A 12,793-nucleotide genomic window follows, 5' to 3' on the forward strand; every position below is an offset into this window, starting at 1 on the left:
CGTACCATGATGCTGTCCCGTCGCCTGGCGCTCGGCGCCGCCGTCGCCACGCTGGCCGCGCCCCATGCCGCGCGGGCGCAGAGCCGGCGCTTCAAGGTGGGCCACAACAACTCCACCGATTCCGTGCTGCATGCCGCGGCCACCGGCTTCGATGCCGCGCTGCAGGCCGCGAGCGGCGGGCGCTACGGGCTGGAGATCGTCCCCAATTCGGCGCTGGGCAGCGAGGCGGAGATGCTGAAGGCGGTGTCGGAGGGCACGCTGGACGCGACCATCGCGCCGGTCGGCACCACCGCGGCGCTGGCGCGGGAGGTGGGGCTGCTGGAGACGCCCTACCTGTTCCGGGACGCGGCGCAGGCGCGCGGCGCGCTGGACGGGGCGCTCGGCCAGCATTGCGCGGCGCTGCTGCGCGACAAGGGGCTGAGCGTCGGCGCCTGGTGCGAGGTGGGCTTCCGGCACATCACCGCCAACCGGCCGGTGCGTGATCCGGCGGCGTTGCGGGGCCTCAAGATCCGCGTGCCGATCTCGGAAGCCATCATGGAGAGCTTCCGCGCCATGGGCGCGGCGGCGGATGCCCTGCCCTTCCCGCAGCTGCCGGAGGCGCTGCGCACCGGGCGGTTCGAGGCGCAGGAGAACCCGGTCAACATCATCGTCGCGGCGCAGCTGCACCGCTTCCAGTCGCACCTGTCGCTGACCGGGCATGTGTACACGCCGGCCGCCCTCGCCATGTCCACCGAGGTGCTGGAGGAGTTGCCGCAGGCCGACCGGGCGATGGTGCTGGCCGCCATGCCGGCGGGGGCGGCGGCGTCCCGGCAGCTGGCGGACCGGATGGAGAGCGCGGGGCTCGACCAGCTGCGGGCGGCGGGCATGACGGTGGTGACGGATGTGGATGGCGCGGCGATGCGGGCGGCGACGGCGCCGGCGCGGGAGCGTCTTTCGGCCGTCTTCGGCGCGGAATCGGTGCGGCGGATGACCGGGCTGGTATCCTGACGGCGGACGGCGGAGCAGGGCCATGCGCCTCGACCCCCGGTCCATCCGGTTCCGGCTGCTGGGCGGCTTCCTGGCGGTGATCGCGGCCTTCGGGCTGGCGGCCGGCCTGGCGCTGATCAAGGCGGAGCAGCTGCGCGACGCCAATGCGGGGCGCGATGCCGCCTTCGCCGCGCTGGGCGGCACGGCATCCGCCGCGCGGGCCGTGGGCGATGCGCGGCAGCGCCTGGCGGCCTACCAGGCGAGCGAGGCGGCGGCGGAGCGCGACGCGCTGCTGGCGCAGCTGCAGGCGCTGGAGGGGCAGCTGGCGAGCCTGCCGGGCAGCCCCGGGCCGGGGGCGCTGACCGAGGCGGGGCGGGCGCTGACGGAGGCGCTGGCCGAGCGCGGGGCGGCCGCCGGCGCGCTGGCCGGGGCGAGCGGCGCGCTGGGCAACCCGGTCAGCACGCTGGCGGATATCGCCGCGCGCAGCGGGGATGCGGGGCTGGTCGCCCAGGTGATGCGCCTGCAGGCGAGCTATGCCGTCATCCTCGGGGCCATCGGGCGCTATGCCGGCAGCGAGGAACGGCGCGACGCGGCGCTGGCCACGGAGGAATCCGCCCGGCTGCGCGGCATCGCGCAGGAGATCGCCGGCAACGGGACCCTGACCGCGCGGGCGCAGCGGATGACGCAATCCATCCTGACCGCCGCCGATGCGCTGCTGCAGGCGCAGGGCCGGCTGGACGCCACCATCGCCGCCCGCCAGGCGCGGGCGCAGGCGATGGAGGCGCTGCTGGCCCGGGCCTCCGACGGGGTGAATGCGGCGCGGGACGCGGCGGGGCAGCGCTTCGCGGCGATGACGGCGGCGACGCAGGCGGCGGCCGATGCGCAGCGCATGGCGCTGCTGGGCGGCGCGGCGCTGGCCTCCGCGCTGGGGCTGGTGCTGGCGGTGCTGATCGGCCGGGCGACGACGCGGCCCATCCTGGCGCTGGGCCGGCGCATGGACGGGATGGCGGCGGGCGCGCTGGAGGAGCCGGTGCCGGGCGGCGAGCGGCGCGACGAGATCGGCGCCATGGCCCGCTCCGCCGAGACCTTCCGGGCCGGGCTGCTGCGCGCCCGCGCGCTGGAGGCGGAGGCGGAGGAGGCGCGCCAGGCCGCGGAGGCGGCGCGGCTGGCCGCGCAGCGGGAGCTGGCGGACCGGGTGCAGGCGCAGTTCGGCGCCGTGGTGCAGGGGCTGGGCGATTCGGCGGGGCTGCTGGACGGCTCGATCGCCAGCCTCTCCGGCACGGCGGATGAGACGGCGCGGCGCGCCTCCTCCGTCTCCGTCGGGGCGGAGGCGATGACCGCCACCGTGCAGACCGTGGCCGCGGCGACCGAGGAGCTGGCGGGATCGGTGCAGGAGATCAGCCGCCAGGTGGCGCGCGCGGCGGAGGTGAGCCGCCAGGCGGTGGCGGATGCCGGCGCGGCGAATGACCGCATGGCGGGGCTGTCGGAAGCCGCGGGGCGGATCGGCGACGTGCTGAAGCTGATCGGGGACATCGCCGGGCAGACCAACCTGCTGGCGCTGAACGCGACGATCGAGGCGGCGCGGGCCGGCGATGCGGGCAAGGGATTCGCGGTGGTGGCCAGCGAGGTGAAGGCGCTGGCCGGGCAGACCGCCCGCGCGACGGAGGAGATCGGCCAGCAGATCACCGGCATCCAGGGCGCGACGCGGGAGGCGGTGGAGGCGATCCGCGGCATCGCCGGGATCATCGAGCAGGTGGACCAGATCGCCACCACCATCGCCGCGGCGGTGGAACAGCAGGGCGCCGCGACGCAGGAGATCGCGCGCAACGTGGCGGAGACCGCGTCCGGCACCCGGCAGGTATCCTCCAACATCGCCCATGTGAGCGCCGGCGTGGACGCCAACAGCCAGGCGCTGCGCACGCTGCGCGACGCGACCGGGGAGGTGACGCGGCAGGGCCAGGCGCTGCGCGCTTCGCTGGACGGGCTGCTGCGGGGGCTGCGCGCGGCCTAGAGCACGCTGCGTTCAAATGAACGCAGCGTGCTCTAGAAGTCATTGAATCTGGAGCAAGAAATGCGTTCAGAAGATTCCATCTGAACGCATATTGCTCCAGACGGGCTTCAGCCTCGGCAGCCCGCTGAATGCCGGGGCGGGCCGGTCACATGGCGGCGCGGCGCGCGGCCTCGGCCTGCGGCAGCACGGCGCCGAGGCCGAGCGCCGCGACCTGCCCGATCACGACCAGGGCGGGCTTGGGCAGCGCGGCGCGGCGCGCATCGAGGGTGCAGGTGCCGAGGGTGCTGTGAAGCACCTGCTGATCGGGCGTCGTCGCCTGGGCGATGATGGCGACCGGCGTCGCGGGCGGGCGGCCGCCGGCCAGCAGGCGCAGCGCGATCTCATCCAGCCGCGACAGGGCCATGAAGGCGGCGATGGTGCCGTCCAGCCGCGCCAGGGCATCCCAGTTCACGGCGCCCGGCAGGTCGCCGGCCTCGTCATGGCCGGTGACGAAGGTGACGGCGCTGGCGACGCCGCGATGCGTCAGCGGGATGCCCGCGGCGGCCGGGGCGGCGGTGCCGGCGGTGACGCCGGGGACGACCTTCCAGGGGATGCCGGCGGCATCCAGCGCCTGCGCTTCCTCACCCCCCCGGCCGAAGACGAAGGGGTCCCCCCCCTTCAGGCGCACCACGCGCAGCCCGGCGCGGGCGCCGGCGATGAGGCGGGCATTGATCCGGGCCTGGCTGACCGGGGCGGCGCCCTTGCGCTTGCCGACGGGCACCACCTCCGCCCCCGGGCGGACCAGGCGGAGCACGGCGCGGCCGGGCAGCGCATCATGCAGCACGAGGTCCGCGCGCTTCAGCGCTTCCGCCGCGCGCAGGGTCAACAGGCCGGGATCGCCGGGGCCGGCGCCGACCAGCCAGACCTCCCCAGGCATCGGGCCCTGGGCCGGGCCGAGCGCGGAACGCTTATTCACGATTCACCATCGCTTATCACCGGACAGGACGAGGAGAACACCATACTCCAGCACCATCACCAATAGGGCCATTCCCGGGCGCATGACAGCCATTACCGGGCCGGGGAGAAAAATTCTGGCATTTCGCGATCATCCGCTGCGTCGATGCGTTGATTGTGACGTTCCCAGGCGTTAATTGAACCCAGCCACGCCACACCCGGCGCCCGTCGCGCCGCAGGGAAGGAAGCCGCCATGGCCGCACCGGCGAAGATCCGCCCCGCCACCGCCCCGGTGGTGGTCACCGCCAATGATCTCCGTACCGGACGCGTGGTTTGGCTGGCCGAGGCGGGCTGGACCGGCGACGTGGCCGGCGCCCGCGTCTTCCCGGCCGCGGATGCCGCGGCGGCGCTCGCGCTCGGCCAGGCGGCGGAGAAGGCGCGGATCGTCGTCGCCGCCTATACCGTCGAGGTTGCGGCCGGGCCGGTGCCGTTGAAATTCCGGGAAAGGCTGCGCGCGGCCGGACCCTCCATCGATGCCGAGCCGCGCCCGGCGCTGCGACAGGCTTCCTGACCGCCATGGACCAGATCACCCACGCCATCCCGCCCCATGCCCGCACCTACCGCTATGACGAGGTGGACCGGGACTTCCTGGCCGCGCGCATCGCGGAATTCCGCGATCAGGTCGCGCGGCGCCTGTCCGGCGAGCTGACGGAGGACGAGTTCAAGCCGCTGCGGCTGATGAACGGCCTCTATCTGCAGCTGCACGCCTATATGCTGCGCGTCGCCATCCCCTATGGCGTGATCGATGCGCGGCAGATGCGGCAGCTGGGCCACATTGCCCGGCGCTGGGACCGCGGCTTCGGCCACTTCACCACGCGGCAGAACATCCAGTTCAACTGGACGAAGCTGGAGGATGTGATCGACATGCTCCAGGCCCTGGCCGATGTGGACATGCACGCCATCCAGACCAGCGGCAATTGCGTGCGCAACGTGACGACCGACGAATTCGCCGGCGCCGCGAAGGACGAGATCGTCGATCCCCGCGTCTATGCCGAGATCCTGCGGCAATGGTCCACGCTGCACCCCGAATTCACCTACCTGCCGCGCAAGTTCAAGATCGCCATCACCGGCGCGCCGCATGACCGCGCCGCCATCAAGGTGCACGACATCGGCGTGACGGCGAAGCGGAACGAGGCCGGCGCCATCGGCTTCGAGGTCTGGGTGGGCGGCGGGCTCGGCCGCACGCCGATCATCGGCACGAAGCTGTTCGACTTCGTGCCGGAAGCCGACTTCCTGCAGACCATGGAAGCGGTGCTGCGCGTCTACAACGCGCTCGGCCAGCGCGACAACATCTACAAGGCGCGCATCAAGATCCTGGTCCGCGACCTCGGCGACGAATTCCGCCGGCTGGTGGAGGAGGAGCTGGCCGCGATGCCGGCCGGGCGCTACCGGCTGGACCCCGCCATCACCGCCGCCATCCGCGCGCATTTCGCGCCGCCCCCCTTCGCCGACCTGCAGGACGATCCGCCGCGCTACCGCCGCGCGCTGGAAGCGGACCCGGCCTTCGCGACCTGGGCGCGCAACTCGACGCACCCGCACCGCGCGCCGGGCTATGCCTCCGTCGTCATCTCCCTCAAGCCCATCGGCGGCATCCCGGGCGATGCCTCGGCCGAGCAGATGGAGGCGGTGGCGGAACTGGCGGAGGCCTTCTCCTTCGGCGAGATCCGCGTCAGCCATGTGCAGAACCTGGTGCTGCCGCATGTGCGGCAGGAAGACCTGCACGCGCTGTGGAAGGGGTTGCGGCAGCACGGGCTGGCGACGCCGAATGTCGGCCTGATCAGCGACATCATCGCCTGCCCGGGCATGGATTACTGCGCGCTCGCCACCGCGCGCAGCATCCCCGTGGCGCAGCGCATCAGCGAACGCTTCGCGAGCCTCGACCGGCAGCTCGACATCGGGACGCTGCACGTCAACATCTCCGGCTGCATCAACGCCTGCGGGCACCACCATGTGGGCCATATCGGGCTGCTCGGCGTGGATAAGCGGGGCGAGGAGGTGTACCAGATCACGCTCGGTGGATCGGCGACCAATGATGCGACGATCGGCGAGCTGATCGGCCCCGCCTTCGGCTACGACAGCGTCGTGGACGCGGTGGAGACCCTGGTGCGCACCTATGTCGCGCATCGCGAACCCGGCGAGCTGTTCAAGGACACCTACCGCCGCATCGGCCCCGCGCCCTTCAAGGAAGCGCTCTATGCCCCTGCTTGATGGCGACCGGCTGGTCGAGGACCGCTTCGCCCGCGTCGCGGATGACGAGCCGCTGCCGAAAGGCGCGGCGCTGGTGTCGATCGACCGGCTGCGGCGCGAAGGCGCTGCGCTGGCCGGGCGCAACGCGCCGCTGGGCGTGGCGCTGCCGCCCGATACCAACCCCGCCGCGCTGAAGCCCTGGCTGCCCCGCCTGGCACTGGTGGCGCTGAGCCTGCCGAAGCACCGCGACGGCCGCGCCTTCACCCAGGCCCGCGCGCTGCGCGAATACCACGGCTATACCGGGGAGATCCGCGCCACCGGCCATGTGATCCCGGACCAGTACGCCGCCCTGCTGCGCTGCGGCTTCACCACCGTGGCGGTGCCGGACGATGCCGACGCCACCGTCTGGACCCGGATGCGGGATACCATCCCGCTGGCCTACCAGCCCGCCACCACCGGCGATGGCGGCGCGAACCTGCTGCGCCGGCGCGTGAGCCTGGCGCCGCGGGGCTGACCGGGCCGGCGCGGGGCCCGGCCGGGGGGTAGCGCCCCCCCTGCCCTTTCCGCCGCCCGGCCCCGCTCAGGCCGCCCGCAGCCGGGCCGACAGGCCGGCGAGGTTGTCCTGCAGCCGGCGTTCCTGGGCGCCCACTTCCTGGCCGAGGGCGATGACCTGGCGCGCGGCCTCCCCCAGGCTGTTGGTGCCTTCGGAGACGCCGGCGACTTCCGCGGTGACGCGGGCGGTGCCCTGGGCGGCCTGCTGCACGCTGCGGGCGATTTCCTGCGTGGCGGCGCCCTGCTGTTCGACCGCGGCGGCAATGGCGGCGGCGATGCTGTCCAGCGTGCCGATGATGCCGGCAATGCCCTGGATGGCGCCGGCGGAGGCAAGGGCGGATTGCTGCATGGCGCCGATCTGGTGGCCGATATCGTCCGTGGCCTTGGCGGTCTGCGCGGCCAGCGCCTTCACCTCGCTCGCCACCACCGCGAAGCCCTTGCCGGCATCGCCGGCGCGCGCGGCCTCGATGGTCGCGTTCAGGGCCAGCAGGTTGGTGCGGGCGGCGATGTCGGCGATCAGCTGCACGACCTGGCCGATGCGCTGGCTGGCCTCCGCCAGGCTGCCCACGGTCTGGTCGGTGCGGCGGGCTTCCTCCACCGCCTGGCGCGCGGTGCGGGCGGCTTCGGCGACCTGGCGGGTGATCTCGGCCACCGAGGCGGAGAGTTCCTCGGTGGCGGCGGCGACGGTGGAGACCTCCGCCGAGGCCAGGCCGGCGCCTTCCGCCGCGCGGCCGGCGCGTTCGCCGGCGGCGCTGGCGCGATGGCCGAAATCGACGCCGCTATCGGCCAGCGCGTCGGAGGCGCCGCGCAGCGCGGTGGCGACGGCGCCGATCTCGCTGTCCAGCTGGCCGGCGATGACCAGGGCGGTGCTGCGGCGCTGCGCTTCCGCCGCATCCCGCAGCCGGTCCTGTTCGGCACGGAGGCGGGCCGCTTCCTCCGTCGTGGCGCGCAGCGTCTCCGCGGCGCGGGCGATCTCGCCCAGCTCGTCGCCACGGTCGCGGAAGGGTACGGGGGCGGTGGTCTCGCCTTCCGCGATGCCGTGCAGGCGGTGGGCGATCCTCGTCATCGGCCGGCGGACGCCTTCGGCCAGCCAGATGGCGGCGGCGCCGGCGGCCAGCAGCAGCGCGGCCAGGGCGCCGAGCAGGGCCAGGCGGTTGCCGGCGGCTTCCTCCGCCATCGCGGTGCTGTCCTGCCAGATCTCGATCACGCCGACGACTTCGCCGGCGAGGCTGCGGAGCGGCTGCGCCCGGGCCATGCCTTCGCGGCCATCGATCGTGATGGCGCGCGTGGTGCCTTCCCCCTTCAGCGCGGCCTGGAGGGCTTCCTGCGGCAGCAGGCCGCCGCCCTGGCGGCTGGCGCCGAAGACCACCAGGCGGTCGCCGGCCGTGCGGTGCAGCACCACCTGCGCGCCGGTCTGCCGGTGCAGGCGCTCGGCGATGGCGGGGCCCATGGCGAAGCCGGCATCCACCGCGGCGATGACGCGGCCTTCATGGCGCAGCGGCACCACGGCGAGGATGCTGATGTTCTCCCGCCCCGGCTCGATCCCCGCCGAGGGGCGGCCTTCCGCGAAGGCGCGCTGGATCGTCTCCCGCCGCGGGACCATGCGGTCCCCATGCGCTTCGGGGGTGTGGGCGCGGGCGAAGGCGATGCCGGGGGGGGTCACGATGTTGACCAGGCCGGGGCCATAGGCCTGGGTCAGGGCGCGGTGGACGGGGGCCAGGATGGCGAGCGTCGCGGCACGGTCATTCGCCACCACGGCGCGCAGCAGGTCCGGGTTGCCGGAGAGGGTGGTGGCGATGGCCAGGGCGATGCGGCCCTCATCCTCGATCGCGCTGGCCAGGCGTTCGGCGGCGGTGCCGATCAGCCCATCCACGCTGCGCGCGGCCTGCCTGTGCTGCTGCCACAGGGCGAAGCCGCCCATGGCGGCGCCGGAGACGAGCGCCGCTCCCCCGATAGCCGATAGAAGGCGGATCCGCAGCGACATGGCGGGCATCGGGATACTCCGTTTTCCCGATCATTCGCCCTGCGGTGCTGACGAAGCGTTACCGGGCGGCGTGGGTGGCGCTCAGGCGCCGCCGGGCGCCGCGTAGGGCACGCCCACCGTGCGCACCAGCCAGGCGAGGCGGTGGCGCTGCGCGGCCTGGGCATGGGCGCGGGCGGCGGTTTCGGCGGCCAGGCCATCCCGCGCCTGCAGGGCGGCGAGGATGGCCTGGTGTTCGGCGTGGGCCTGCTGGGCGCGGCCGCCCACCGTCAGCAGGGTGGGGAGCAGCGCCATGGTGGCGCCCAGCTGTTCCAGGCTGCGCAGCAGATAGCGGTTGTGGGCGGCCAGGTAGAGCAGGCCGTGCAGGCGCTGGTTGGTCTCCGCCAGGGCGCGGGCATCGTCGAAACAGGCGGGTTCGGAGGCGATGAGCTCCGCCATGGCGCCGATCTCCGTCGGGCTGGCGTGCTGCGCGGCGAGGCGCGCGGCGGCGCCTTCCAGCACCTCCCGCATCACATAGAGCTCCACCACCTGGGCGTGGTCGGGGCGGGTGACGGTGAGGCCGCGGCGCGCCTCGTGGGTGAGCAGACCCTCCGATTCCAGACGGGCGATGGCCTGGCGGACGGGGGTGCGGGAGACGCCGAAGCGGGCGGCGAGGTCCGTCTCCGTCAGCCGCAGCCCCGGGGCGAGGGTGCCGTCGCGGATCGCGGCGCGGATGCGCGCATAGGCTTCCTGGCCGAGGTCCCGGCTGGGCAGGGGCATGTCCATGGCCCTGGTCTAGCGCAGCCCGGGGCGCGATTGGAACGGGTATCTGGACATCAGTGGATACCGTTGGATACAAAGGCGCCCAGAAGCTGACCGAGGGGCCGCCATGCCCGACTTCTCCCGAGTCTATGACGTGCTGGTCGTGGGCGGCGGCAACGCCGCGCTCTGTGCCGCCATCACCGCCGCGCGGGCGGGGGCGAGCGTGATCCTGTGCGAGGCGTCGCCTCCCCCGCTGCGCGGCGGCAATTCGCGGCACACGCGCAACCTGCGGACCATGCATCCCGGCCCGACCCAGGTGATGACGGACAGCTACCTGGAGGAGGAGTACTGGGACGACCTCCGCCGCGTGACCGCGGGCAAGACGGATGAGGCGCTGGCGCGCATGTGCATCCGCGCCAGCCAGCATGCGCCGGACTTCCTGGCGAGCTGCGGCGTGGTGTTCCAGCCGAGCCTGTCGGGCACGCTGTCCCTCTCCCGCACCAATGCCTTCTTCCTGGGCGGCGGCAAGGCGCTGGTGAATGCGCTGTACCGGGAATGCGCGCGGCTCGGCATCGTCACGCTGTTCGACACGGAGGTGCAGCACATCAAGGTGGAGGAAGGCTGGGCGACGGAGGCGGTGGTGAGCCATGCCGGCTTCCCGGAGCGCATCCGCTTCAAGGCGCTGGTCGCGTCCTCCGGCGGGTTCCAGGCGAACCGCAACTGGCTGCGGGAGTATTGGGGCGATGCGGCGGACAACTTCCAGATCCGCGGCACGCCCTATGCACAGGGCACCATCCTGAAGGATCTGCTGGCGCAGGGCGTGCAGGAGGTCGGCGATCCCACGCAGTTCCACGCGGTGGCGAATGACGCGCGGGCACCGATGGAGGATGGCGGGCTGGCCATGCGGCTGGATTGCGTGCCCTTCGCCATCGTCGTGAACCGCAATGTCGAGCGCTTCTACGATGAGGGCGAGGATGTCTGGCCGAAGCGCTACGCGATCTGGGGGCGGCTGATCGCGCAGCAGCCGGGCCAGGTGGCGCTGGCGGTGACCGATAGCCAGGCCGTCATGAACTTCCTGCCCTCCGTCTATCCGCCCTACAAGGCCGACACGATCGCGGGCATCGCGCAGCAGGCCGGCATGGATGCGGCGAAGCTGGAGAAGGTGGTCGCCGACTACAACGCTGCCGTCGTGCCGGGCACCTTCACGCCGATGACGCCCGATGATTGCCGGACGGAAGGGCTGACCCCGCCGAAAAGCCACTGGGCGCGGCGCATCGACAAGCCGCCCTACTACGCCTATCCGCTGCGGCCCGGCATCACCTTCACCTTCCTCAGCGTGAAGGTGGACGACAAGGCGCGCGTGCTGATGGCGGATGGCAAGCCTTCCGGGAACATGTTCGCCAGCGGCGAGATCATGTCCGGCAACATCCTCGGCCAGGGCTACCTGGCGGGGTTCGGCATGACGCTGGGCACGGTCTTCGGCCGCCTGGCCGGTGAGGGAGCGGCGAAGCATGTCCGCAACTGAGATGAGCAAGCTGGACGCGCTGCTGCGCGAGGCGGAAGTGACGGAAAGCGACGCCTACCAGGAAGCGCGTCGCCAGATGGCGGTGTGCAATGCCTGCCGGTATTGCGAGGGCTATTGCGCCGTCTTCCCCGCCATGGCCGCGCGGCGGGAATTCGCGACGGCGGACCTGACGCACCTGGCCAATCTCTGCCATGGCTGCAAGGGCTGCTACCACGCCTGCCAATACGCGCCGCCGCATGCCTTCGGCATCAACATCCCGGCCACCTTCGCGACCATCCGGCAGGAGACCTACGCGCAATATGCCTGGCCGCCCGCCATGGGCCGTGCCTTCGAGAGGAACGGCACGGTGGTGGTGGCCGTCGCGACGCTGCTGACGACGCTGGCGCTGCTGCTGGCGGTGGCGCTGGTGGATCCGTCCAAGCTGTGGACGGCGCAGACGGGCACGGGGGCCTTCTTCCGCATCATCCCGCTGTGGCTGATCAACGCGCTGGCGGGCACCACCTTCGGCTTCGCCATCCTGGCGATGGCGATGGGGGCGGTGCGGTACTGGCGCGGCACGGGGGGGCTGGGCGGGCCGATCGCCCCCGCGCCGGTGGCGGAGGCCGCGGTGGATGTGCTGACCCTACGGAACCTCGGCGGTGGCGGGCATGGCTGCAACGATGTCGATGACAGCTTCGCGCAGCAGCGGCGCTGGCTGCACCAGGCGATGTTCTACGGCTTCATGCTCTGCTTCGCCGCGACGACGACGGGGGCCATCTACCACCACGTCTTCGGCTGGAAGTCGCCGCATGCCTTCCTGAGCCTGCCCGTGCAGCTCGGCACCTGGGGCGGCGTGCTGCTGTGCATCGGCACGGCGGGGCTGCTGCGGGTGAAGGTCATCACCGATCCGGTGCCGGTGGCGCGCAAGCTGCTGGGCGGCGAGTATGCGATGCTCGGCCTGCTGTTCCTGATCGGATCGACGGGGCTGCTGCTGCTGGCGGTGCGGCACACCGGCGCCATGGGCTTCATGCTGGCGCTGCATTTCGGGCTGGTGCTGTCGCTGTTCGTGGTGCTGCCCTACAGCAAGATGGTGCACGGCGTGTATCGCGGCATCGCGCTGCTGCGGAATGCGCGGGAGCGTGCGCGGGCCTAGGCGGCCTCCGCCGGCGCCGGCACGGGCGGGAAGAGGCACTCCGCGATGAAGGCATCGGCGAGGTCGGCGCCGATGCAGGAAGCGAGCATCCGGCGCGTGCGGTCGTTGCGGCGCTGGCCTTCGATGTAGCGGGCCTGCGCGGCGGCCATGGCGATGGCGTCGCAGCGCGGGGCGGCGCGGAGGCGCCGGAGCGTCGCGGCCCCCAGATCGAGCCCCGCCTGGAAGGCCGCCGCATCCGCCGGCCGCACAGCGACGACGCGGGGCGAGAAGATCGCGGTCCATTCAGGCAGGATGCGCGTGGTGCCGAGCGCGTCGCGATGCGGGGCGATGTCACCGGCCCAGGCTTCGATCAGCGCATCGGCCTGCGGCACCGTCGGCGACAGGTCCAGGAAGCAGCCGGTGGCGCGGTCCTGGCCGGCGATCACGTCGAAGCCGTAGATGGGCAAGCCCTGGTCCAGATGCGGGAAGGCGCAGGCGTGCAGCACCGCGATCTCACCGGGGATGGCGAAGAATTCGACATGCAGGCGGCGCAGCGCGGGGGTTGCCACCACCGTGTTGCGCCAGGCGATGGGGCGGCGCAGCGTGCCTTCCGCGCGGGCGCGCGCCAGCCAATCCTCCGCCGGCAGGACGGTGGCGCCGGGCAGCGCGATGGCGCTGGCGGCCAGCGCATCGGCCGCGTCTTCCAGCCGCCGGATCAGGGTCACG

Annotated in this window: 11 protein-coding genes; 7 read left to right on the forward strand and 4 right to left on the reverse strand. The window is 72.9% G+C overall.

Annotation, left to right across the window (positions count from 1 at the left end; genetic code table 11):
• The first annotated feature begins 6 nt into the window (after window positions 1-6).
• Both JJI54_RS27115 and JJI54_RS27120 read left to right on the forward strand, forming a co-directional pair.
• Entirely contained in the window at window positions 7-987 is a 981-nt protein-coding gene (locus JJI54_RS27115; RefSeq protein ID WP_203076545.1) for a TRAP transporter substrate-binding protein, read from the forward strand.
• Between the two features lie 22 nt (window positions 988-1,009).
• Entirely contained in the window at window positions 1,010-2,977 is a 1,968-nt protein-coding gene (locus JJI54_RS27120; RefSeq protein WP_203076546.1) for a methyl-accepting chemotaxis protein, read from the forward strand.
• 145 nt (window positions 2,978-3,122) lie between these two features.
• Here the strand turns inward: JJI54_RS27120 and cobA are convergent, their stop codons facing one another.
• Window positions 3,123-3,932, reverse strand: coding sequence for a uroporphyrinogen-III C-methyltransferase (gene cobA, locus JJI54_RS27125; protein ID WP_318987593.1), 810 nt, complete (start codon window positions 3,930-3,932; stop codon window positions 3,123-3,125).
• A 231-nt stretch (window positions 3,933-4,163) separates the two neighbouring features.
• Between cobA and JJI54_RS27130 the strand changes: the two genes are divergently transcribed.
• From JJI54_RS27130 to JJI54_RS27140, 3 genes are read left to right on the forward strand one after another with little or no spacing between them, the layout of a single operon-like run.
• Window positions 4,164-4,481 (forward strand): DUF2849 domain-containing protein, encoded by a 318-nt coding sequence (locus tag JJI54_RS27130; RefSeq protein WP_203076547.1) that lies wholly within the window; start codon window positions 4,164-4,166, stop codon window positions 4,479-4,481.
• A 5-nt stretch (window positions 4,482-4,486) separates the two neighbouring features.
• Window positions 4,487-6,178 carry a nitrite/sulfite reductase gene (locus JJI54_RS27135; protein ID WP_203076548.1) on the forward strand — a complete coding sequence of 564 codons (1,692 nt, stop codon included), beginning with the start codon at window positions 4,487-4,489 and terminating at the stop codon, window positions 6,176-6,178.
• Complete coding sequence (locus tag JJI54_RS27140; RefSeq protein WP_203076549.1) at window positions 6,165-6,671, forward strand: DUF934 domain-containing protein; 507 nt, start codon at window positions 6,165-6,167, stop codon at window positions 6,669-6,671. The genes JJI54_RS27135 and JJI54_RS27140 overlap by 14 nt, the downstream gene beginning before the upstream one ends.
• Window positions 6,672-6,737: 66 nt before the next feature.
• Here the strand turns inward: JJI54_RS27140 and JJI54_RS27145 are convergent, their stop codons facing one another.
• Together JJI54_RS27145 and JJI54_RS27150 are read right to left on the reverse strand one after the other, a co-directional pair.
• On the reverse strand, window positions 6,738-8,702 hold the full coding sequence (locus tag JJI54_RS27145) for a methyl-accepting chemotaxis protein (RefSeq protein ID WP_203076550.1): 1,965 nt from the start codon (window positions 8,700-8,702) through the stop codon (window positions 6,738-6,740).
• Between the two features lie 72 nt (window positions 8,703-8,774).
• Window positions 8,775-9,449: a GntR family transcriptional regulator gene (locus JJI54_RS27150; RefSeq protein WP_203076551.1), complete on the reverse strand. Its 675-nt coding sequence runs from the start codon at window positions 9,447-9,449 to the stop codon at window positions 8,775-8,777.
• Between the two features lie 109 nt (window positions 9,450-9,558).
• Between JJI54_RS27150 and tcuA the strand changes: the two genes are divergently transcribed.
• Complete coding sequence (gene tcuA / locus JJI54_RS27155; protein WP_203076552.1) at window positions 9,559-10,956, forward strand: FAD-dependent tricarballylate dehydrogenase TcuA; 1,398 nt, start codon at window positions 9,559-9,561, stop codon at window positions 10,954-10,956.
• A complete protein-coding gene (gene tcuB, locus JJI54_RS27160) occupies window positions 10,943-12,088 on the forward strand; it encodes a tricarballylate utilization 4Fe-4S protein TcuB (protein ID WP_203076553.1) in 1,146 nt (381 codons plus the stop codon). The genes tcuA and tcuB overlap by 14 nt, the downstream gene beginning before the upstream one ends.
• Here the strand turns inward: tcuB and JJI54_RS27165 are convergent.
• Window positions 12,085-12,792 (reverse strand): hypothetical protein, encoded by a 708-nt coding sequence (locus JJI54_RS27165; RefSeq protein WP_203076554.1) that lies wholly within the window; start codon window positions 12,790-12,792, stop codon window positions 12,085-12,087. The genes tcuB and JJI54_RS27165 overlap by 4 nt on opposite strands.
• Window position 12,793 lies beyond the last annotated feature (1 nt).

The sequence above is a fragment of the Falsiroseomonas ponticola genome (assembly GCF_016805305.1).
In the GTDB taxonomy this organism is placed as follows: domain Bacteria; phylum Pseudomonadota; class Alphaproteobacteria; order Acetobacterales; family Acetobacteraceae; genus Falsiroseomonas; species Falsiroseomonas ponticola.